General features: G+C 64.3%; 20 protein-coding genes. 10 read left to right on the top strand and 10 right to left on the bottom strand.

The features are described 5' to 3' along the window. Nucleotides 1-63: 63 nt before the first annotated feature. Entirely contained in the window at nt 64-816 is a 753-nt protein-coding gene (locus V6657_RS12795) for a DsbA family protein (RefSeq protein ID WP_048934525.1), read from the bottom strand. 268 nt (nt 817-1,084) lie between these two features. Here V6657_RS12795 and V6657_RS12790 point away from each other — a divergent pair, with 268 nt between their 5' ends. The 7 genes from V6657_RS12790 to V6657_RS12760 all read left to right on the top strand — a co-directional run bounded on the left by V6657_RS12790 (nt 1,085) and on the right by V6657_RS12760 (nt 8,151). Beyond that, on the top strand, nt 1,085-1,882 hold the full coding sequence (locus V6657_RS12790; RefSeq protein WP_048934526.1) for a response regulator: 798 nt from the start codon (nt 1,085-1,087) through the stop codon (nt 1,880-1,882). Then, a complete protein-coding gene (locus tag V6657_RS12785) occupies nt 1,879-4,596 on the top strand; it encodes an ATP-binding protein (RefSeq protein WP_137884626.1) in 2,718 nt (905 codons plus the stop codon). The genes V6657_RS12790 and V6657_RS12785 overlap by 4 nt, the downstream gene beginning before the upstream one ends. A 245-nt stretch (nt 4,597-4,841) precedes the next feature. Beyond that, nucleotides 4,842-5,018 (top strand): cytochrome oxidase putative small subunit CydP, encoded by a 177-nt coding sequence (gene cydP / locus V6657_RS12780; protein WP_048934527.1) that lies wholly within the window; start codon nt 4,842-4,844, stop codon nt 5,016-5,018. Beyond that, the gene (locus tag V6657_RS12775) at nt 5,015-6,571 is read left to right on the top strand and encodes a cytochrome ubiquinol oxidase subunit I (RefSeq protein WP_048934528.1); all 1,557 of its coding nucleotides are present in this window, start codon (nt 5,015-5,017) and stop codon (nt 6,569-6,571) included. The genes cydP and V6657_RS12775 overlap by 4 nt, the downstream gene beginning before the upstream one ends. A 10-nt stretch (nt 6,572-6,581) precedes the next feature. After that, a complete protein-coding gene (cydB, locus tag V6657_RS12770; RefSeq protein ID WP_338752930.1) occupies nt 6,582-7,724 on the top strand; it encodes a cytochrome d ubiquinol oxidase subunit II in 1,143 nt (380 codons plus the stop codon). Between the two features lie 17 nt (nt 7,725-7,741). After that, nucleotides 7,742-7,867: a cytochrome bd-I oxidase subunit CydX gene (gene cydX, locus V6657_RS12765; RefSeq protein ID WP_021195764.1), complete on the top strand. Its 126-nt coding sequence runs from the start codon at nt 7,742-7,744 to the stop codon at nt 7,865-7,867. Continuing rightward, complete coding sequence (locus V6657_RS12760) at nt 7,864-8,151, top strand: cyd operon YbgE family protein (protein WP_248694654.1); 288 nt, start codon at nt 7,864-7,866, stop codon at nt 8,149-8,151. Before cydX ends, V6657_RS12760 begins: the two co-directional genes overlap by 4 nt. Nucleotides 8,152-8,155: 4 nt before the next feature. On the opposite strand, the gene V6657_RS12755 is transcribed toward V6657_RS12760, so the two are convergent. The 3 genes from V6657_RS12755 to V6657_RS12745 all read right to left on the bottom strand — a co-directional run bounded on the left by V6657_RS12755 (nt 8,156) and on the right by V6657_RS12745 (nt 9,729). Further along, complete coding sequence (locus tag V6657_RS12755) at nt 8,156-8,776, bottom strand: DUF4126 domain-containing protein (protein ID WP_048934530.1); 621 nt, start codon at nt 8,774-8,776, stop codon at nt 8,156-8,158. Nucleotides 8,777-8,857: 81 nt separating this feature from the next. Beyond that, nucleotides 8,858-9,328 (bottom strand): DUF2501 domain-containing protein, encoded by a 471-nt coding sequence (locus V6657_RS12750; RefSeq protein ID WP_048934531.1) that lies wholly within the window; start codon nt 9,326-9,328, stop codon nt 8,858-8,860. A gap of 197 nt (nt 9,329-9,525) precedes the next feature. Next, a complete protein-coding gene (locus V6657_RS12745; protein ID WP_004631953.1) occupies nt 9,526-9,729 on the bottom strand; it encodes a cold-shock protein in 204 nt (67 codons plus the stop codon). A 576-nt stretch (nt 9,730-10,305) separates the two neighbouring features. Here V6657_RS12745 and clpS point away from each other — a divergent pair. Continuing rightward, complete coding sequence (clpS, locus tag V6657_RS12740) at nt 10,306-10,632, top strand: ATP-dependent Clp protease adapter ClpS (protein WP_003261876.1); 327 nt, start codon at nt 10,306-10,308, stop codon at nt 10,630-10,632. Further along, on the top strand, nt 10,629-12,917 hold the full coding sequence (gene clpA, locus V6657_RS12735; protein ID WP_048934532.1) for an ATP-dependent Clp protease ATP-binding subunit ClpA: 2,289 nt from the start codon (nt 10,629-10,631) through the stop codon (nt 12,915-12,917). Before clpS ends, clpA begins: the two co-directional genes overlap by 4 nt. Nucleotides 12,918-12,984: 67 nt before the next feature. Here the strand turns inward: clpA and dut are convergent, their stop codons facing one another. The 3 genes from dut to coaBC are packed head-to-tail and all read right to left on the bottom strand — an operon-like array spanning nt 12,985 to nt 15,676. After that, nucleotides 12,985-13,431, bottom strand: a complete 447-nt coding sequence (gene dut, locus V6657_RS12730; RefSeq protein WP_021195758.1) for a dUTP diphosphatase — start codon at nt 13,429-13,431, stop codon at nt 12,985-12,987. Continuing rightward, nucleotides 13,428-14,474 carry an LLM class flavin-dependent oxidoreductase gene (locus V6657_RS12725; protein ID WP_048934533.1) on the bottom strand — a complete coding sequence of 349 codons (1,047 nt, stop codon included), beginning with the start codon at nt 14,472-14,474 and terminating at the stop codon, nt 13,428-13,430. The genes dut and V6657_RS12725 overlap by 4 nt, the downstream gene beginning before the upstream one ends. After that, on the bottom strand, nt 14,471-15,676 hold the full coding sequence (gene coaBC, locus V6657_RS12720; RefSeq protein WP_048934534.1) for a bifunctional phosphopantothenoylcysteine decarboxylase/phosphopantothenate--cysteine ligase CoaBC: 1,206 nt from the start codon (nt 15,674-15,676) through the stop codon (nt 14,471-14,473). Before coaBC ends, V6657_RS12725 begins: the two co-directional genes overlap by 4 nt. Before the next feature lie 148 nt (nt 15,677-15,824). Here coaBC and V6657_RS12715 point away from each other — a divergent pair, with 148 nt between their 5' ends. Next, nucleotides 15,825-16,400 carry a YdcF family protein gene (locus tag V6657_RS12715; RefSeq protein ID WP_048934535.1) on the top strand — a complete coding sequence of 192 codons (576 nt, stop codon included), beginning with the start codon at nt 15,825-15,827 and terminating at the stop codon, nt 16,398-16,400. Between the two features lie 45 nt (nt 16,401-16,445). On the opposite strand, the gene lspA is transcribed toward V6657_RS12715, so the two are convergent. The 3 genes from lspA to V6657_RS12700 all read right to left on the bottom strand — a co-directional run bounded on the left by lspA (nt 16,446) and on the right by V6657_RS12700 (nt 20,959). Further along, nucleotides 16,446-16,976, bottom strand: a complete 531-nt coding sequence (gene lspA / locus V6657_RS12710) for a signal peptidase II (protein ID WP_048934536.1) — start codon at nt 16,974-16,976, stop codon at nt 16,446-16,448. Further along, nucleotides 16,977-19,856, bottom strand: a complete 2,880-nt coding sequence (gene ileS / locus V6657_RS12705) for an isoleucine--tRNA ligase (protein WP_048934537.1) — start codon at nt 19,854-19,856, stop codon at nt 16,977-16,979. It abuts the gene before it with no gap. 104 nt (nt 19,857-19,960) lie between these two features. After that, nucleotides 19,961-20,959, bottom strand: a complete 999-nt coding sequence (locus V6657_RS12700) for a bifunctional riboflavin kinase/FAD synthetase (protein WP_048934538.1) — start codon at nt 20,957-20,959, stop codon at nt 19,961-19,963. Between the last annotated feature and the right edge of the window lie 157 nt (nt 20,960-21,116).

Below are 21,116 nucleotides of genomic sequence, written 5' to 3'. Positions count from 1 at the left end.
CCACCAGCACCACAACCTTGGCGCGATCACCCTTGGACAACGCGTGGGACTTGCACAGGCCAATCACGTGCCTTCGACGGATCGCAGCATGCTCATCAGCAGGGATTCCGTGGATCTTGCACCGGACACGGTGGCAGCGCCATTGAAGACAAAATGAGGGGTGCTCAGTATCTCTTCCTTGACTGGGCGGCCGCGCCGTGGCCGTTCCGGGGCAGGTGGGGGGAGGTGACTGCGCACATCATTCAGACAGGCAAGCAGCATCGGTCGTCCCACACCGTGCTCCAGACCCAGCCGCTCCAGCACGTGCGGGTCGCCGATATTCTCGCCATCAGAGAAGAATGCCTTGAACAAGCGCTCGACCAGTCCAATGGTTTGCAGAGGGCTGGCTTGCTTGGCCATATGCTCGATCAATCCGTGAGCGATTGCGGTATTTGGCAGGATGCGAATGCGCTTGAAATCGAACGCGATTCCCACGGCTTGCCCCGCATGTTGTACTTGTGAGCGCCGCATGGCCACGGCAGTGGGGCTGCCAGACTGGGCCAGATAGAACGGCTGGTATGCCGTGCCGCCTAGCGGTACTTCCGGCAGGAGTGGGCGCGAGCGCCAGTTGATCTGGATCCCGACGGCGGGGTACTGCCACTGGAACTCGTGCATGGCCGCGGCCAGTTGGCGGATACCGACCCAGCTCCACGGGCAAATCAGATCGAAGAAGACGTCGATGGTGAGTCGATGTTTCGCGCCGTCGTCGGCTGGATGGTGTGCGGGCAAGTTCGTAGTAATGGGGGGCTGTGCCAAGTCCGCTACCGCTTCAAGCAAGTCTGGTCTCCAGTCAGGTCTGCCGGCGTTGATTTCGGGGCCGGGATTCCGGTTGCTGATGCAACACACGCAATCAACTTATCTCGTGCTTTGCGGTGCGAGGGGCTGGGAGTTTTGCGCGAATGCGCATTTGTTTTGGTGGCAGGAAGAATTTTGTTCGGGCGGCAATCGGTACGGGAACTTGAGGGGCGCAGTACCGCAATTTTTGCTGCCGAGAGGCTGAGAGGGGCGCTCCATTTTCAGTCGTGGGCATGCTTTAATCGCGCCCATGCCCGACACCCTTGTACCCCTGTCTTCGGATCCGTTGCGCGGTCAACGCATCCTGATCGTTGACGATGTCGACGAGAGTCGCATGCTGCTGGTGGATTTTCTGCAGCGACGGGGTTGCCGCGTCTATATCGCTCGTGACGGGCAGGATGGCGTGCAGAAGGCCCAGAGCGTGCAGCCGGACTTGATCCTGATGGACATTCGCATGCCCGTCTGCGACGGCATGACCGCTTGCCGGCTGCTCAAGGCCAACCCGGTCACGCGGGCGATTCCGTTGATTTTCCTGACCTCCGCCGCGTTGCCGGAGGAGCGTGTGGCTGGGCTTTCGGCCGGCGCGGTGGACTACGTGACCAAACCGTTCGACTTTGAGGAGGTGCGCCTGCGCCTGTGCATTCACCTGAAGCCCGTCGCTACGCCAGTTGGCGCGCCGCAAGAGGGTGATGCGGTGAGCGCGAATTCCAGCACGCTGGATGCCATCCTGTACCGGGCGACGCGCAAGCTGTTGCTCGAAAGGCTTGCCGAAACACCGAGCCTGGTGGAGCTTGCTGCCGCAGTCGGCACCAATGCGCGGCGACTGAATGCGGCGTTCAAGCAATGTGTGGGCGTGACCGTGTTCGATTTCCTGCGCGAGGCGCGCATGAAGGAGGCGCGGCGCATGTTGTCCGAAACCGCGCTCGACGTACAGACGATTTCGCGGGAGCTTGGCTATAGCACCACGGCCAATTTCTCCACCGCGTTTCGTGAGCGCTTTGGTCTGTCTCCCAGCCAGTTCCGGCAGGGTTCCGGAGTCCGGTTGTGAGCGCTCTCGCGCTTGCCATCCAATCGTCGGGGCAGCGCTTGCGCTGGCTGGTTTGCGTTGCCTTTGCGCTCAGCCTGTTGATGGCGCTGGTCGGTCGGGCTGCGTGGGCGGAGCCGGTTGATGTCGGGCGCGGCGCGCGCACGGATACCCCGTCGCTTGCGTTGCTGCCACACCTGTCCGTGCTGGAAGACAAGGCCGGGCAGCTCGATCTCAGGGACGCGCTCGCCAGCGCCAGTTGGAAGCCCATTTCCGGAACAACGCTGACGCCAGGCTATAGCGCTTCCAGATTCTGGCTTCAGGGCATGCTCTACAACAGCGGCGCCGAGCCCGTCACGCGCTGGCTGGCGGTCGGCCCCGCGCGGCTGGAGTCGGTGGACTACTTCCGGCTCGCGCCCGGTGAGGACGCGGCACGAGAGACCGTTTTCGCGGGTAACCGCCTGCCGTTGAGCACGCGCGCCGTTGCAGCAACCATTCCGGTGTTTCCCATCACCCTGGCGCCGGGCGAGCGGGTGACGTTTGTCTTGCGCATCGACAGCCGATCGGCGATCGACCTCGACCCCCGGCTGTGGAAGCCGGCTGCGTTCCGGCAGCAGGAAGGTCACGACCTGATGCTGCAGGCGTTTCTGGTTGGTCCCGCGTTGCTGCTGGCCTTGTACGCGCTGATCCAGGGATGGTCCTGGCGCGACCGCGCTTTTCTGCGCCTGTTTGGCTGGATCAGCCTGGCGGTGCTCTACAACATGGCCATCCAGGGCTATCTGTACCGCTACGTTTTGCGGGCGGGTGGCGAATGGGTCTTGCGTGCCCCTTCAACACTGGGCGTGCTGACCACCGTGTTCTATGCGGCTACCACCATGGCCTTTGTCGGCTTGGGTCGTATTGCTGCGTGGAAGTGGCTCTACCGCATCGTTGTCATGCTCTTGCTGGTCGGGGGCGTATGGACGGCACTGGGGGACTACCGCGCTGGGGCCATCTATTCGAATGTCGTCGTCGCATCGTTCAACGTGCTGTGGGCGATCTCCATGGCCGATGCCTGGCGTCGCGGTTTGCCCAATGCCAGGCTGTTCATGCTCTCGTTTGGCGTGGTCTGGCTGGTGCAGGTGATCGGGTTGCTGGAAATCCACGGCACCTTGAGCCGTGGTTGGCATGCTGGTGTGAAGCTGTCCTGGCTGGCGGAGCTGGCGACGCTGTTGATGATGGGTGCACTGGTAGTCCGGCGCTCGCGCGAGACGTCCGCATCGCATGCAGCGATGCAGCAGGCCCTTCTGGATGCCAAGCACCAGGAGCAGCTCAAACTGGAACACGCCGTGGTCGAACGTACGCAGGAGTTGCGCACCGCGCTCATCGACGCGGATGAAGCGAACCGCGCCAAGACCGATTTCCTCGCCCGCATCAGCCACGATCTGCGGACACCGTTGACGTCGATCATCGGCTTTGCCGAGCTGGTACAGGCCGCCGGTCATGAGAACGGCGAACGGGGCCGGATCATCGGCCGCAGTGCCCGGCACATGCTCGCCATGGTGAACGACCTGATCGACTACGCACGCGGTGGTGAGCCCGATGCATTGCACAGTGCGCCGGTCTACGTTCATGCCTTGCTCGATGCCGTTGTGCAGGAAGGTGCCGAGCTGGCGCGGCGCCGCGGCAATCAGTTCAGCTTCCGCATCGAGCGTCCGTTGCCGCCCGTGCTGGAGCTGGATGCCAAGGGCTTGCGGCGGGTGCTCGGCAATCTGCTGGACAACGCGACCAAGTACACCACCGATGGCCGTATCGAACTTCTGATCGACTGTGCGGGCGAGGTCGAGATCGCGCAGCCGGTGCGGCTGACCTTCATCGTCAAGGACACCGGGCTCGGCATCGCGCCCGCAGATCAGCAACGCATCTTCGAACCGTTCCAGCGGCTGGACACGGCACGCACGCAGCCGGGGACAGGGCTTGGGCTGGCCATCGTCCGGCAATGGACCGAGCGCATGGGCGGGTCGCTGACGGTCGACAGCACCCCGGGCGTTGGTACGTCGATGCGTCTGGACGTGACGGCAATGGTCGCTGCCGAGGACGCGGTATCGCGCCACCATGTTGCGGAGATCGGCGCAGCAGTACCCAGCATTGATGGGACAGGCCTGCGCATCTGGGTTGCGGAGGACACCGCTGACATCCGCCGCCTGCTTGCCGATGAACTATCCAGTCTCGGCTTTGCCGTTGAAACCGCGCCAGACGGTGCTTCGCTCATCGAGCGAATGACGCAGGCGGGCGGTGCACACCCCGACCTGGTACTGACCGACTATCTGATGCCTGGCGCAGATGGCCTTGCCGTATTGCGAGCCGCCCGGGTGCACCTCCCGGGGGTTCCCGTGGTGGTGCTGTCGGCAATTCTCCAAACCACGGCTGCCGGCGATGACCCCGCCGCGCCTGAATTTGATGCGGCGCTGCTCAAGCCGATCAACCTGGCCGAGTTGCAGGAAACGCTGGCGCGCCTGCTGGGGCTGCGCCGTCTTCCACCGGTGACAGACACCTCGGAGGCCGCTCCGCTGGTCGGTCCGCCGCCGGAGGCACGCGCCGTTGCGCTGGCGCTGATTGATCTGGGCGCCATCTCCGACCTGATCGACTGGGCCGATGCGCTGCGCGCCGAGCACCCGCAGTGCGAGGCGTTTGCCACCCAGGTGCACCAGCTGGCAACCCGTGGCGACCTGGCAGGATTGCAGCGGCTCTGCAGCTAGCGTCAGGCTCGCGGGTCGGGTAAAGCCCCATTGGGCCGTGGTGCGTCTCTGCTGGTGCGGTGCAGCACGTGTCGCACACCGTCCGTCGTGACGCGGCTGCGGGTGGGCAATACCTCACAAATGCGGTCGGGAAACGTTTGTCAGTCATCGCAACGGTGACTAGACTGGCTCCCATGTGACTTTCTGTACCATCGGCAGGAAGCTTCGCCGATGGCACTGGCCCGCCTCTGGAGCGCCCGACCCCTGTGAGCCCCAACGATCGCCGCCTTGCCCGCCATCTGTTTGTTGCCGTCACCATCAAGGTGGCGGTGCTGGCCGTGCTGTGGTGGGTCTTCGTGCGGGATCACCAGGTGCCGGTCGATGCCGAGCGGGCCGCCGACCGGTTTGGCGTGACAACATCCGCGCAGGGAGGGCATCCGTGATATCCGAGCACTTGGTCGATCTATCCAGGCTGCAGTTTGCGGCGACGGCGCTGTACCACTTCCTGTTCGTGCCGCTCACGCTGGGCATGGTCTGGCTGCTGGTGATCATGGAGAGCGTCTACGTGATGACCAACAAGGTCATCTGGAAGGACATGACGCGCTTCTGGGGCAAGCTGTTCGGCATCAACTTTGCCCTGGGGGTGACCACCGGTATCACGCTGGAATTCCAGTTCGGTACCAACTGGGCGTACTACTCGCACTACGTGGGCGACATCTTCGGGGCACCGCTGGCCATTGAAGGGCTGATGGCGTTCTTCCTGGAATCCACCTTCATCGGCCTGTTCTTCTTCGGGTGGGATCGCCTCACCAAGACGCAGCATTTGCTCGTGACGACGCTCATGGCGATTGGCACCAATCTCTCGGCGCTGTGGATCCTGATCGCCAATGGTTGGATGCAGAACCCGGTGGGTGCCGACTTCAACTGGCAGACCATGCGCATGGAGATGTCGGACTTCTGGGCCGTCGTCTTCAACCCCGTGGCGCAGGCCAAGTTTGTGCACACGGTATCAGCCGGCTACGTGACGGGCGCGATGTTCGTGCTGTCGATCTCGAGCTGGTACTTGCTGCGTGGGCGCGATGTCGAGTTTGCGCGACGCAGCTTCCGCGTGGCGGCAGCGTTTGGGCTGGCCAGCGTGCTTTCGGTGATCGTGCTGGGCGACGAATCCGGTTACACGGTGGGCGAGGCGCAGGAAACCAAGATGGCCGCCATCGAGGCCATGTGGGAGACCGAACCCGCGCCGGCCAGCTTCAACGTGATCGCGTCGATCAACCAGCGCGAGCAGAAGAACGACTGGGCGGTCGAGATTCCCTATGTGATGGGCCTGATCGGTACGCGCTCGGTGTCCAAGCAGATTCCGGGTATCCACGAGATCAAGGTGCGTAACCGCGGCCGCATCATGAGCGGCATCGAAGCGGTGGCCGCACTGGAAACACTGCGCAAGAACCCGGACGATGCTGCTGCCCATCAAACGCTGCAGATTCATCAGCAAGACCTGGGCTTCGGCCTGCTGCTCAAGAAGTACGTGACCGACGTGCGGCAAGCCACGCCCGAGATCATCGACAAGGCGGTCGACGACACCGTGCCACGTGTGTGGCCGATGTTCTGGGGCTTCCGCGCCATGGTGGGTTTGGGCTTGCTGATGCTGGCGCTGTTTGGCCTGTCGTTCTGGAGCACGCTGCGGCCGCAGCGCAAGGCGCCGGCCTGGCTGCTGCGCTGGGCACTGTGGATGCTGCCCGCACCGTGGCTTGCCGCTGAGCTCGGCTGGGTGGTCGCCGAGTACGGCCGCCAGCCGTGGACGATCTACGGCGTACTGCCCACGCACCTGAGCGTGTCGACACTGAGCGAGGCCAGCCTGTACGGCTCGCTGGCAGGCTTTATCGGCTTCTACACGCTGCTGTTGATTGTCGAGATGTACCTGATGATCAAGTTCGCGCGGCAGGGCCCCGGCAGCCTCGGCACCGGTCGCTACGATTTCGAAGCCGCCCACGCCTGAGGAGGCCACCATGTTCGACTATCCCACCCTCAAGGTCATCTGGTGGCTGCTGATCGGCGTGCTGCTGATCGGCTTCGCCATCATGGACGGGCACGACATGGGCGTCGGCACGCTGCTGCCCTTTGTCGGCAAGACCGACGATGAGCGCCGTGTCGCCATCAACACCATCGCCCCGCACTGGGACGGCAATCAAGTCTGGTTCATCACCGGCGGCGGCGCGATCTTTGCAGCGTGGCCGCTGGTGTATGCCACGGCGTTCAGCGGGTTCTACTGGGCGATGCTCGCGGTGCTGTGGACGCTGTTCTTCCGCCCGGTCGGGTTTGATTACCGCAGCAAGATCCACAACGCCACGTGGCGCAAAGCGTGGGATATCGGCCTCTTTGTCGGGGGCGCGGTGCCACCGCTCATCTTTGGCGTGGCGTTCGGCAATCTGCTGCAGGGTGTGCCGTTCCACTTCGACACCTTCATGGTGGTGACGTACACCGGCACGTTCTGGCAATTGCTGAACCCGTTCGCCATCCTGACCGGCGTGGTGTCGAGCGCGATGATCACCATGCACGGCGGCATCTATCTCGCGCATCGTACGGAAGGGGCGATCCAGCAACGTGCGACGAAGGCGGCAACCGGCGCCGCGATCGTCGCCGTGATTGCCTTCGTCGCGGCGGGCGCATGGCTGCGCTGGGGTGGCATCGAAGGCTATGCCATTACCTCAGCCATCGACCCGGCCGGCGTGTCCAACCCGATGGCCAAGACGGTGGCGCGCGCCGCCGATGCGTGGTGGCACAACTACCAAGTGCAGCCGTTGCTCTGGCTGTTGCCCTTGCTCGGCGTGTTTGGGCCGCTGCTGGCGATGGTGCTGGTGCGGGCAGGGCGCACGTTGCTGGCCTTCGTGCTGTCTGCGCTGGGGCTGGCGGGCATCATCACTACGGCGGGCGCGTCGATGTTCCCGTTCGTACTGCCGTCGTCCAGCATGCCCGCCGCCAGCCTGACGGTGTGGGACAGCGTCTCCAGCCACTTCACGCTGGGCCTGATGTTCTGGGCCGCGATCATTTTCACGCCCATCATCCTCATCTACACGAGCTGGTGTTACCGCGTGATGCGCGGCAAGGTGACGGTCGCCCATATCCGGGCCAATGAGCATTCGGTCTACTGACCCAGGGAGGACATGACATGTGGTACTTCACTTGGGTTCTGGGCGTCGGCTTTGCGGTGTTGCTGGCCGTGCTCAACGCGATGTGGGGTGAGGTGAGTGACGCGCGCGCCGCCGGTGCTGCCACCGACGAGGACCGCGCGTGAGCACGGCCAACGTGAGCGACGCCCCTAAGCCGCGTATCCACGCAGCCAGCCTGGCTGCCGGGCTGATCGTCATGGCGGTCGGCACGGTGTATCCGTACATCGCCGCCAATGGCGCTGGCCATGCGGACCACGCCCTCGCCATGCTGCTGTTCTGGGCGATGAGTGCGGGGTTGGTGCGTGGGGTGGGGTTCATTCCGCGCCACTGGGTGTGGCGCGTGTTGTTTTCAGGATGGTCCTGCGCGCTGGCTCTGGCGCTGTTTGGGCTGCTGCGTTTCTTGGGTTGAAGCGTCAGCGCGGCAGGCGGGTGGGGCCGGCAGCAGGCGGCTCCGACGTGCGCCCGCGCAGCACATCACGCAGGCGCCGCACACCACGCCACAGCTTCGGCAGCAGCCAGACGGCCACCAGCAGCAAGATCGCCAGCACCACCAGGAACGCGACTGGCAGGAAGAACGACATCAACAGCCCGCCAGTCGCGGTAATGTCTTCGCTGAACGACGCCGCCCAGTTCGAAAACGGCTCGGGAGAAGCGTTGATCAGCGCACGCGTGCCGGCTTTGGTGGCGTGTGCCGTTCCAGCCAAGGTGCCGCCAATCAACCCCGCCGCCACCATCCATTGCGGATCGAGTTGCCCAAATGCCGCTGCCGCCAGGATGGCCCCGGCGGGAATGCGGATGAAGGTCTGAATGCCATCCCAGACGGAATCGAACCCCGGAATCTTGTCGGCCAGGAACTCTGCCACGGCCAGCACACCGGCCAGCCCGATCACCCACCACGATTCGAGCATCTGCAGCCCCGGCGGCAGGTGCAGCCAGCCTGTGCGGCCCAGCACACCGGCGGCAAACACAGCCAGGTAGAGGCGGAATCCGCTGGTCCAGGACAGGCCTGCGGCCAGCGCGGCGGTTTCCAGCATGGGGCTCCTTGCGTGTTCAGGCAGACAGGCGGGCGCTTGCTGATATCGGCAGTGTAGTGCCCGTACGCCTGCCCGGCTTGCTTACAACAGCGATTTGCCCTGCGACAGGATCTTGTCGCACGCCTGCTTGGTGATCTGCTCCTTGACGCTGCTCAGGTCGAACGTGCTGCCATTGGAGCCAGTGAGCAGGCCCCTTGCGCCATCGCTGTAGCCGGCGTCGGAGGACGGCGTGCCGCCCAGCTTGCCCAGCAGCTTGTCTTTGACCGAGGCTGCGCCCGATGCGCCACCCAGGTAGTTGTTCTTGAGGCAGAACTCCAGCACGCCGGCCACGTTGCCGGTGCTGCCGGAAGTGAGCGAGCCCAGCGAGGGCAGACCGCCCGCCCCACCAAGATTGCCGAGATTGCCGAGGCTGCCCAAGCCACCCGACGAGCCCTGGCTGTTGCCCTGCGTCGCGCCCTTGATGAGATCACCGATCTGGGCTTGGGCTGCGGCTGGCAGCAGCGCAGCAACTAGGGCGAGGGCGGCGGTGGTACGAGTCAGTTGGCGGGTCATGGGGGGCTCCTTGGGTGGATGGTGCGGATAGCGGGGGGACACCACTACCGTAGCGCACGGCCAGACGAAATGACGTGTTGCGCAACGTGCGGCATTGCCGCCATTCTCCACCGCCCCGGCAACAAAAAACCCGGCAGGTCGCCGGGTTTTTTGCATTTCAGTACCCTTGCCAGAGGCCGGGTGCTGGGTGACGCGAATCAGGCAGCCTGGATGTTGGTGGCCTGCTTGCCCTTCGGGCCCTGCGTCACTTCGAACGAGACGCGCTGATTTTCCTTGAGCGTCTTGAAGCCAGCCATCTGGATGGCCGAGAAATGCGCAAACAGCTCTTCGCCGCCTTCGTCAGGCGAGATGAAACCGAAACCCTTGGCGTCGTTAAACCATTTGACAGTACCGAGTGCCATGAAAACCCCTCCGAGAAAACACAAGTCCAAGCCGGGAGGGGTTGCCTGTCGGGGCAGTGCAGAGCGGTACCGCGCAGTCATCGCCCGGCCGCCGGCCCTGGGGCACGACGAATGGCGCGGGTGGAACCGCGCCGCAAGCGATCGGTCTTCTTGTGGCAAAACACCACAGCCTGAAGCGGTTGTCGATCTGTTGTCGACTGGTGTGAGGCCTCCCGGGCTCACCAATCATGACGCTTGCTGCCAAGTGTTTTTGGGGCAGTAAGGCGCACATGTTGAATTCGATTGTTCGAGGAAAGCAACAGACTGTCAAGGCCACCAAAGGTGGGTTTGTGGCGAAAAACGGTCAGTTTTTGAAGAGGTTTTGCTCGAAACTCCGCAAATCGTCCCCACCTGCCGAAAGCGTTCGGCATACAGGGCCGGTGCGTGCCCCGTTCCCAGTCCTCGGCTGGCCGGTGGAACGCCTCTCGCCCGGAGTGCCGACTGGCGAACGCAATTCAGGCCAAACCATTTGCAGGGCTTGAAATCGGCGTTATTTCCCTAAATTGCGAAGTCGAAAGGAGTGGTTAGAATAAGACCATGGCAATCCGGCAAGCGACCACTCCACAACACGATGCAGGCACCGTCCTGGAGCGGAAAGAGCAAGCGCTCAAACCGCCCGCAATGTACAAGGTGCTGCTGCTCAACGACGACTACACCCCGATGGAATTCGTCGTGATGATCCTTCAGCAATATTTCAGCAAAGACCGGGAGACAGCGACGCAAATCATGCTGACTGTGCATCGGGAAGGTAAGGGCGTGTGCGGTATCTATACCCGGGATATCGCCGCGACGAAGGTGGAATTGGTGTCAACCCATGCACGGCAGGCGGGCCACCCGCTGCAGTGTGTGATGGAGGAAGCATGATCGCGCAAGAACTGGAAGTCAGCCTGCACATGGCGTTTGTCGAAGCCCGCCAGGCTCGCCACGAATTCATTACGGTGGAGCATCTGCTGCTTGCGCTGCTGGACAACCCGACGGCCGCGGAGGTGCTGCGCGCCTGCGCCGCCAACATCGAAGACCTCCGCACGCATCTGAAGAACTTCATCGCCGACAACACCCCAGTGGTGCCCGGCACGGACGAGGTGGACACGCAGCCCACGCTGGGCTTCCAGCGTGTGATCCAGCGCGCCATCATGCACGTGCAGTCCACCTCCAACGGTAAGAAAGAGGTGACGGGAGCGAACGTGCTGGTCGCCATCTTCGGCGAGAAGGATTCGCACGCGGTGTACTACCTCCAGCAACAGGGCGTGACCCGGCTGGACGTCGTCAACTTCATCAGCCACGGCATTCGCAAGGATCAGGCAGAACCGGCCAAGCACGGTGACGCCAACCCCGAAGGTGAGGGCGGCGACGGCAAGGAAAGCCCGCTGGAGCAATTCACCCAGAACCTGAACGCGCTGGCCAAGGCCGGCAAGATCGATCCGCTGATCGGCCGCGAGCAGGAAGTCGAGCGCGTGGTGCAGGTGCTGTGCCGCCGCCGGAAGAACAACCCGCTGCTGGTGGGCGAGGCCGGTGTCGGCAAGACGGCCATTGCGGAAGGTTTGGCATGGCGCATCACCAAGGGCGAGGTGCCGGACATTCTGTCGAAGTCCGTCGTCTACTCGCTCGACATGGGCGCGCTGCTGGCCGGTACCAAGTACCGCGGTGATTTTGAGCAACGCCTGAAGGGCGTGCTGAAGTCGCTCAAGGACAATCCGAACGCGATCCTGTTCATTGACGAAATCCACACGCTGATCGGTGCGGGCGCTGCGTCGGGCGGCACGCTGGACGCGAGCAACCTGCTCAAGCCGGCGCTGTCGTCGGGTGCGCTCAAGTGCATCGGCGCGACCACGTTCACGGAATATCGCGGTATCTTCGAGAAGGACGCTGCGCTGTCGCGGCGCTTCCAGAAGATCGACGTGGTGGAGCCGACCGTCGACCAGACCGTGCAGATCCTGCGCGGGCTGAAGTCGCGCTTTGAAGAACACCACGGCGTGAAGTACGCATCGTCGGCGCTCACGGCTGCGGCTGAGCTGTCGGCACGCTTCATCACCGACCGCCACCTGCCGGACAAGGCGATCGACGTGATCGACGAAGCCGGTGCCGCGCAACGCATTCTGCCGAAGTCGAAGCAGAAGAAGACCATCGGCAAGGCTGAGATCGAAGACATCGTCTCGCGCATCGCCCGTGTCCCGCCGCAAAGCGTGTCGCAGGACGATCGCAGCAAGCTGCAGACGCTGGAGCGCGATCTGAAGTCGGTTGTGTTCGGTCAGGACCCCGCCATCGACGCGCTGGCTTCGGCCATCAAGATGTCGCGCGCCGGGTTGGGCAAGACGGACAAGCCGATCGGCTCGTTCCTGTTCAGCGGCCCGACCGGTGTGGGCAAGACGGAAGTCGCCAAGCAGCTCGCGTTCATCCTGGGCATCGAGCTGATCCGCTTCGATATGTCGGAGTACATGGAGCGCCATGCGGTGAGCCGGCTGATTGGCGCGCCTCCGGGCTACGTGGGCTTTGACCAGGGCGGTCTGCTGACGGAAGCCGTGACCAAGAAGCCGCACTGCGTGCTGCTGCTGGACGAGATCGAGAAGGCGCACCCGGACATCTTCAACATCCTGCTGCAGGTGATGGACCACGGCGCGCTGACCGACAACAACGGCCGCAAGGCGGATTTCCGCAACGTGATCATCGTCATGACGACCAACGCGGGCGCCGAGACGATGAACAAGGCGACCATCGGCTTCACCACGACGCGCGAACAGGGCGACGAGATGGCCGACATCAAGCGCATGTTCACGCCGGAGTTCCGCAACCGTCTGGACGCGACCATCAGCTTCCGCTCGCTGGATGAGGAAATCATCATGCGCGTGGTCGACAAGTTCCTCATGCAGCTGGAAGAGCAACTGCATGAGAAGAAGGTGGACGCCATCTTCACTGAGAAGCTGCGTCGCTTCCTGGCGAAGAAGGGCTTCGATCCGCTGATGGGCGCGCGCCCGATGCAGCGCCTGATCCAGGACATGATCCGCAAGGCGCTGGCCGACGAGCTGCTGTTCGGCAAGCTGACCAACGGCGGCAAGGTGGTCGTGGACCTGGACGATGCCGATGCGGTGAAGTTGGAGTTCTCAGAGAACGAGGCGCCGCCGGCACCCGCGCAGGAAGAAGCGGAAGCTTGACGCGTAGTCGCTACCAAAGAAAACGGCCCGGAAATCCCGGGCCGTTTTTTTATTGCGTGGACGCTGTTCAGTGACGCCCAGTGCTGCCGAAACCACCGGCGCCGCGATCGCTTTCAGCAAAGTCGTCGACGATGTTCAGCTCGGCTTGCACCACCGGCACGATCACCAGTTGCGCAAGGCGCTCCATCGGATTCAGCACGAAGGCCGTGCTGCCACGGTTCCACGTGCTGACCATGAGCTGGCCCTGGTAATCCGAATCGATCAGACCGACCAGGTTGCCGAGCACGATGCCGTGCTTGTGGCCCATGCCCGAGCGCGGCAGGATCAGCGCCGCATAGCCGGGGTCGGCCAGATGGATGGCCATGCCGGTCGGGATCAGGTGCGTGGTGCCGGGCTCGATGGTGAGCGGGGCGTCGATGCAGGCGCGCAGGTCCAGCCCGGCGCTGCCGGTGGTGGCGTACTGCGGGAGCTGTTCGTGCAGGCGGGCGTCGAGGATCTTGACGTCGAGTTTCATGCGGGGCAGGCCGAAGTTTGGTTGGCAGAAGCCGGAGATGGTAGCGCAAACGCCTCGGCCAGCAACTCATAGGAGCGCAGGCGGGCCTTATAGCTGGGCGCCACAGTGAGCACGATCAGCTCGTCGGCGACGAAGCGGTCTTTGAGCGCGTGCATCTGGTCGGCAATCGATTCCGGCGTGCCGATGATGCTGCGTGGCCGCTCGCGCATGACGATGGCCTGGTCGCGCTCGGTGTAGACGTGCGCCTCGCCTTGTTCGACGGTCGGGATCGGGCCGTTGGCGCCGAGCGCCATCTGCACGCGGCGCAAATCGACGGCGGCTTCATAGCGGCGCGCTTCGGCTTCCGTATCGGCGGCGATGACGAAGATGGCCGCAGCGCTGTACGGGCGCGCATCGTAGTCGGGTTCGAATTCGGTGCGGTACTGCTGCGCGACGATGTGGCCGACGTGCGGGTTGATGAAGTGTGCGAAGGCAAAGCGGATGCCCAGGCGCGCGGCCAGTGCACCGCCGAAATCGCTGGAGCCGAGCATCCACAGCTCGGGCTTGGTGTCGATCTCGGGCTGCAGGAGCACACCCGCAGCCGGGTGATCGGACGGCAGTGTGCCCGTCAGATGCCAGATCAGTTCCTGCACCTGCTGCGGGAAGATGTCGCCGCGGTTGTAGTCGCCCATGGCGACGGCCTGTGCGGTGCGCATGTCGCCGCCGGGTGCACGGCCGACGCCCAGGTCGATACGGTTCGGAAACAGCGCCTCCAGCAGGCGGAACTGCTCGGCCAGCTTGAACGGGCTGTAGTAGGGCAGCATCACGCCGCCGGAGCCGACGCGCAGGTGCTTCGTGGCGCTCGCCACGCGGGCGATCATCACTTCCGGCGCGGGGTTGCTGACACCGCGCAGGCCGTGGTGCTCGGCGCACCAGTAGCGCGTGTAGCCGAGCGAATCGGCGAGCTGCGCCAGGTCCACCGTCGCGGCGATGGCATCGCGTGCGCTGTGGCCGTAGATGACCGGGCTCTGGTCGAGGACGGACAGGCGGGTCGGTGCGCTCATGGCCGTGCTCCATGCACGCGGTCGGCGATGGCAGCGACGATCTGGCGCGCGAGGGTCAGCTTGTCAGCGCGCGGAAGGCGAGTGATGCCCTTTGCGTCGAACAGTGCGACTTCGTTGTCGTCGCGGCCGAAGGTCTGGTGGCCGAGGTTGCCGACCAGCAGCGGAATGCCTTTCTTCTGGCGCTTGGCCTCGCCGAACTCTTCCAGACGCTCGGTCTCGGCTGCAAAGCCGACGCAGAACGGTGCATTGGGGCGGCGCGCGACGGCGGCGAGGATGTCCGGGTTCTGCGTGAACGTGAGCGCCGGTACGTCGGAGTCGTTCTGCTTTTTGAGCTTGTGGTCGGCGGCTTGGGCGACGCGCCAGTCGGCCACCGCAGCCACGGCGATGAAGATGTCGTTCTTGGTGGCATCCAACTCGCGCATCACCGCGTCGTGCATCTGCTGGGCGGTCTGCACGTCAATGCGCAGCACGCCGGCGGGCGTGTCCTGGTGACACGGCCCCGCGACCAGCGTGACTTCCGCGCCGGCTTGCGATGCGGCGCGCGCCAGCGCAAAGCCCATCTTGCCGCTGGAGAGATTCGTGATGCCGCGCACCGGGTCGATCGGCTCGAACGTTGGCCCTGCTGTCAGCAGCACGCGGTGGCCGCGCAGCAGCTTGGGCTGGAAGAAGCCGATGAGCCGCTCGACGATGTCTTCCGGCTCCAGCATGCGGCCGTCGCCGACTTCGCCGCAGGCCTGATCGCCGGCATCGGGGCCGAGCAGGGTGACGTCATCGGCGCGCAGTTGGGCGGCGTTGCGCTGCGTGGCGGGCGCGGCCCACATCTGCCGGTTCATGGCGGGGGCGACGAGCAGCGGGCAGTCGCGCGCAATGCACAGCGTGGAGAGCAGGTCGTCGGCCATGCCGTGCGCGAGCTTGGCGAGGAAGTCCGTCGAGGCCGGGGCGATGACGATGGCATCGGCCTCGCGCGAGAGATCGATGTGCGCCATGTTGTTGCCGATGCGGTTGTCCCATTCCGATGTAAAGACTGGGCGGCCCGAGAGCGCCTGCATCGTCACCGGCGTGATGAAGTGCGTGGCGGCGTCGGTCATGACCACCTGCACAGTGGCGCCAGCCTTGGTCAGCAGCCGCACCAGCTCGGCTGACTTGTAGCACGCGATGCCGCCAGTCAGGCCGAGGACGAAATGTTTGCCTTGCAGTTCCATAGGTACCTGCTTTGTGAATCCGGTTGACGCAATATGTGTGTGCAGGATACAACCCGGGGCCCGGGCGCCTGTCAAACAGTGGCGATGATACCGACTTGCCTTCAGGCGCGTCCGGCCCCCAATTTTCCTGCAAACGCTTATTCCCGATATGGTTTTCCGCTGTTCAGCAGTCTGCAATGTGTTGGCCGTGATTGGTGCTTGCGCCATCGTGGCGGTGGTGGTCGGGGCCGTGCTCGTGCGCGAGTCTAAAGAGTGGCTGCGGGACGAGCCGATGCCGTCCGGCCCGGTCGACTACATCGTCGTGCTCGGCGGGGAATCGGGTCAGCGCGTGATTGGTGCGGCCGAGCTGTATCACGCCGGCGTGGCGCCACGCGTGTTTGTGACAGGCGAGGGGGACTGCCGACTGATCGCACGCCGCCTAGTGATGGCTGGCGTGCCAGCCGACCGCATCGGCTACGAATGCGAATCCGGCAGCACCATGGAAAACGCTGAGATGACGCGCCGAGCGCTTGCCGATCAGAACGTGCAAAGCGCCGTGCTGGTCACGAGCTGGTATCACACCGGCCGGGCGTTGAACACGTTCCGCAAGGTCTGGCCCGAGGTGATGTGGGGCGCGCGTGGCGTGTTCCCCGGTGACACGCGTGCCAAGTCGGTCCCGGTTTATGAGAGCGGGTCGATTCTGGCGGAATACATCAAGCGGGCGTGGTACGCCGTGCGCTATTGAGGATTGTCGAGCCGGCAAGGGCCACGCGCTGGCGGCCCAGGGGGCTCAGCGACGCACGCGCCGCAGTTCGTCGACGATCAGCAGCACCGCGCCGATGCAGATACCGCAGTCCGCCACGTTAAAGGCGGGCCAGTGGTAGGTGTTCAGGTGGAAATCGAGAAAGTCCACCACGTGGCCGTAGATGACGCGGTCAATTACGTTGCCCAGTGCGCCGCCCAGAATGAGCGCCAGCGCAAAGCAGAACATCTTTTGCCCGCTGTGTCGCTTGAGCAGCCAGATGATGAACGCCGCCGCCGCCACGCCCAGACCCGTGAAGAACCAGCGCTGCCAGCCGCCGGCCGCCGCCAGGAACGAAAACGCCGCGCCCCGGTTGTAGGCCAGCACGAGGTTAAAGAACCCCGTGATGGGGCGCGATTCGCCGTAGGTGAAGGTCTTGAGGATGGCGACCTTGGTCAACTGGTCCAGCAGGATCCAGATGACAGCCAGGCCCAGCCACGGGCCGACGCCATGGCCGCTGCCGCTACTGCTCTTCTTCAATCCGACCGACTTGCTCTTACCGTTGTTACGCGTCGCCATTTATGCCGCGCTCCGTTGTTCACCGGCGCCGAACAGGTTGTCGGTGCAGCGCTTGCAAAGGGTCGGGTGGGCGTGGTCGTGGCCGACGTCAGCGCGGTAGTGCCAGCAGCGTTCGCACTTGGCGTGCGTTGACGGCACCACGCTGATGAGCAGATCGCCGCCTTCCGGCGCGCGCTCGAGCTTGGCCGCCGACGTGATCAGCACGAAGCGCAGATCGTCGCCGAGGCTGTTCAGTGCGTCGTACACCGTGTCACCGGCCGCGACGGTCACTTCGGCCTGCAGCGACGAGCCGATCTTGCCGTCGGTGCGCAGCGTTTCCAGTTGCTTGGTCACTTCGCCGCGCACGTTGCGGATGGCGGCCCACTTCTCCAGCAGCGCGCTCGCGCCTTGCGGCACGGGAGCGTCGTAGTAGGTGCTGGTGAAGATGGTGTCGGTGTGCTCCGTGCCGTGCGCGAAGACTTGCCACGCTTCTTCGGCCGTGAACGACAGGAAGGGCGCCATCCAGTGCAGCATCGACTGGGTGATGTGATACAGCGCGTTCTGTGCCGAGCGGCGTGCCACCGAATCGGGCGCCGTGGTGTACAGGCGGTCCTTCAGCACGTCGAGGTAGAAGCCGCCCAGGTCTTCCGAGCAGAACGTCTGCAGCTTGGCGACCACCGGGTGGAACTCGTACACGTCGTAGTGCGACAGCACTTCCTTCTGCAGCGCGTCCGTCATCGCCACGGCGTAGCGGTCGATTTCGAGCCATTGCTCGGTCGGCAACGCGTGCTTGGCGTGGTCGTAGTCGGTCAGGTTGGCGAGCAGGAAGCGCAGCGTGTTGCGGATGCGGCGGTAGCCTTCCACCACGCGCTTCAGGATTTCGTCCGAGATGGCGAGTTCGCCCGAGTAGTCGGTCGAGGCCACCCACAGGCGGATGATCTCGGCGCCCATCTTGTTGGCGATTTCCTGCGGCGCGATCGTGTTGCCGATCGACTTCGACATCTTGCGGCCTTCGCCGTCCACCGTGAAGCCGTGCGTGAGCAGGCCCTTGTACGGCGGCTTGCCGTACAGCATCGAAGCGGTCAGCAGCGACGAGTGGAACCAGCCGCGGTGCTGGTCGGAGCCTTCCAGGTACAGATCGGCCAGGCGACCGTCCGGCAGGTCAGCCGAGGCGTCGTACAGGTCCGCTGCATGCGAGCCGCGGATGACGTGCCAGTGCGTCGTGCCCGAGTCGAACCACACGTCGAGCGTGTCGCGGTTCTTCTCGTACATGTCCGCGTCATCGCCGAGCAGTTCGCGCGGGTCGAGCGTCTGCCAGGCTTCGATGCCGCTCTTCTCGATGCGCTGGGCGACCTGCTCCAGCAGCTCGGGCGTGCGCGGATGCAGCGCGCCGGTTTCCTTGTGCACGAAGAAGGCCATCGGCACGCCCCATTGGCGCTGGCGCGAGAGCGTCCAGTCGGGGCGGTTGGCGATCATGTTGTGCAGACGCTGCTTGCCCCACGACGGGTAGAACGCGGTGGCGTCGATGCCGGCGAGAGCCGTCTCGCGCAGCGTGCCCTTGCCGTCGTTCGGTTGCACGTCCATCCCCGCGAACCACTGCGACGTGGCGCGGTAGATGATCGGCGTCTTGTGGCGCCAGCAGTGCATGTAGCTGTGCGGGTGCTTGTGCGCGTCGAACAGGTTGCCCGAGTCGCGCAGCACTTCGACGATCTTCGGGTTGGCGTCCCAGATCATCTGGCCGCCGAACAGCGGCAGCGTCGACGCATACACACCGTTGCCCATCACCGGGTTGATGATGTCGGCGTCGACCATGCCGTGCGCCTTGCACGACTGGAAGTCTTCCACGCCATACGCCGGCGCGGAGTGGACGATGCCGGTGCCGGTGTCGATCGTCACATAGTCGCCCAGGTAGACGGGCGACGTGCGGTCATAACCGGCGTCCATCTTGGCCAGCGGATGGTGGAAGCGCACGCCGTTGAGCGCCGCGCCTTCGCACGTGGCCAGCACGGTGCCTTCGAGCTTCCAGCTTTGCAGGCAGGCTTCGACGCGCTCCTTGGCGACGATCAGCAGGCCGCGCGTCGTGTCGACCAGCGCGTATTCGATTTCCGGGTGCAGGTTCAGCGCTTGGTTGGAGGGGATCGTCCACGGCGTGGTGGTCCAGATCACGATCCAGCCTTGCTTGGCCTTGAGCACATCGGCGCCCACATGGAAGGCGCTTGCCAGTGCATCGATATCGGCAAACGGGAAGCCGACGTCGATCGACAGGTCGGTACGGTCTGCGTATTCGACTTCCGCCTCGGCCAGTGCCGAGCCGCAGTCAAAGCACCAGTTGACCGGCTTCAGGCCGCGGAAGACGTAGCCCTTTTCCAGGATCTTGCCCAGCGCACGTACCTCATCCGCTTCGTTGCGGAAGTTCATGGTCAGGTACGGATCGGCCCAGTCGCCCAGCACGCCCAGGCGCTCGAAATCAGCCTTTTGGCGCGCGATCTGGCCGGTGGCGTACGCACGCGCTTTCTCTTGCACTTCCTTGACGGGCAGGCCCTTGCCGAACTGCTTTTCGATCTGGATCTCGATCGGCATGCCGTGGCAGTCCCAGCCCGGCACGTAGACGGCGTCCAGGCCGGTCAGGCCGCGCGCCTTGATCACCATGTCCTTGAGGATCTTGTTGACCGCGTGGCCGATGTGCAGGTCGCCGTTCGCATACGGCGGGCCGTCGTGCAGGATGAACTTCTTCGCGCCTTTACGTGCGGCACGGATCTTCTTGTAGAGCTGCTTGTCCTGCCATTGCTTGACCCATTGCGGCTCGCGCTTGGGCAGATCGCCGCGCATGGGGAAGGGGGTGTCCAGCAGGTTGACCGGGTACTTGCTTTTCTCCGGCGTGGGCTTCTTGGCGTCAGACATGGTGTGATGTGGGGCAGATTCGGGCAAATCGGATCGGAGCAGGCGCGCCTATCAGGGCAGGGCGCGTGCGCGGCGTAGCTTCGGGCGGCGAGAGTATCGGCCGCCTACTGAATTCGGTCGGTAGCGGAGGTGGCGAAGTCGCGCCGCAAGGCTGGTGATTCGCCGTCGGCAGGCACAGCCAAGCCGAAGAAATGGCGCGCGTCGATGCAGTCCTGCGCGATGGCGTCTTTCAGCGCGTCGAGCGAATCAAAGCGGGCCTCGTCGCGCAGCTTCTTCATGAATTCCACGCGGACCAGCTTGCCGTAGACGCTGGCGTGGTAATCGAAGATGTGTACTTCCAGCAGCACGCGGCCGGAGTCGTCCACCGTCGGGCGCACGCCGATGCTGGCGACGGCCGGCAGCGGCTTCTCGGTCAGCCCATGCACCTGTACGACAAAGATGCCCGATACCGCTGGCTTCTTATGCGAGATGCGCAGGTTCAGCGTCGGGAAGCCCAGCGAGCGGCCAAGCTTCTGCCCGTGCACCACATGCCCGCTGATCGCGTAACCGTGGCCGAGCAGGCGGCGCGCGTGTTCCAGGTCACCAGCGGCCAGCGCCTCGCGCACGGCCGAGCTGGAGATGCGGATACCGGATTCCGACACCGAGCCCATTTGCTCGACTTCAAAGCCGAACTGGGCGCCCGCAGCCTGCAGATAGGTAAAGTCGCCCGCGCGCTTGGCGCCGAAGCGGAAATCATCGCCCACCAGCAGCCAGCGTGTGTGCAGGCCCTCGACCAGCACGTTGCGCACGAACTCATCCGGCGTCTGGCCGGCGAAATGCGCGTTGAAGTGCTCCACGACGATGCGGTCGACGCCTTGTTTGCGCAGGCTCTCCAGCTTGTCGCGCAAGAGCGCAATGCGGGTAGGCGCGCGGTCCGGCATGAAGAATTCGCGCGGATGCGGCTCGAAGGTCATCACCGTGAGCGGCAACCCGCGTGCGTCGGCCGCCGCGCGCGCGCGGGCCAGCAGCGACTGGTGGCCACGGTGCACGCCGTCGAAGTTGCCGATGGTCAGCGCGCAGGGCGCGCGGCTCTCGGCGTTGGGCAGGCCGCGAAAGACTTTCACGAGAAGCGTCGGTGGTCGAAGAAAAAAGAAACGGTTTTCATGCCGGATTGGCGTGACAATCCGCAAAAATCCAGCAAAACGCACATTATATAAGGGATTGCCCCAGCGCCGGCGGGAGCGGGGGCGAACGGGCAGGGGTGTTGCACAATCGTCCGAA

Origin of the sequence: Ralstonia sp. RRA (assembly GCF_037023145.1) — a bacterium.
Lineage (GTDB): Bacteria > Pseudomonadota > Gammaproteobacteria > Burkholderiales > Burkholderiaceae > Ralstonia.
The sequence above is the reverse complement of the archived record's forward strand: the minus strand, read 5'-3'. Positions and strand labels throughout refer to the sequence as shown.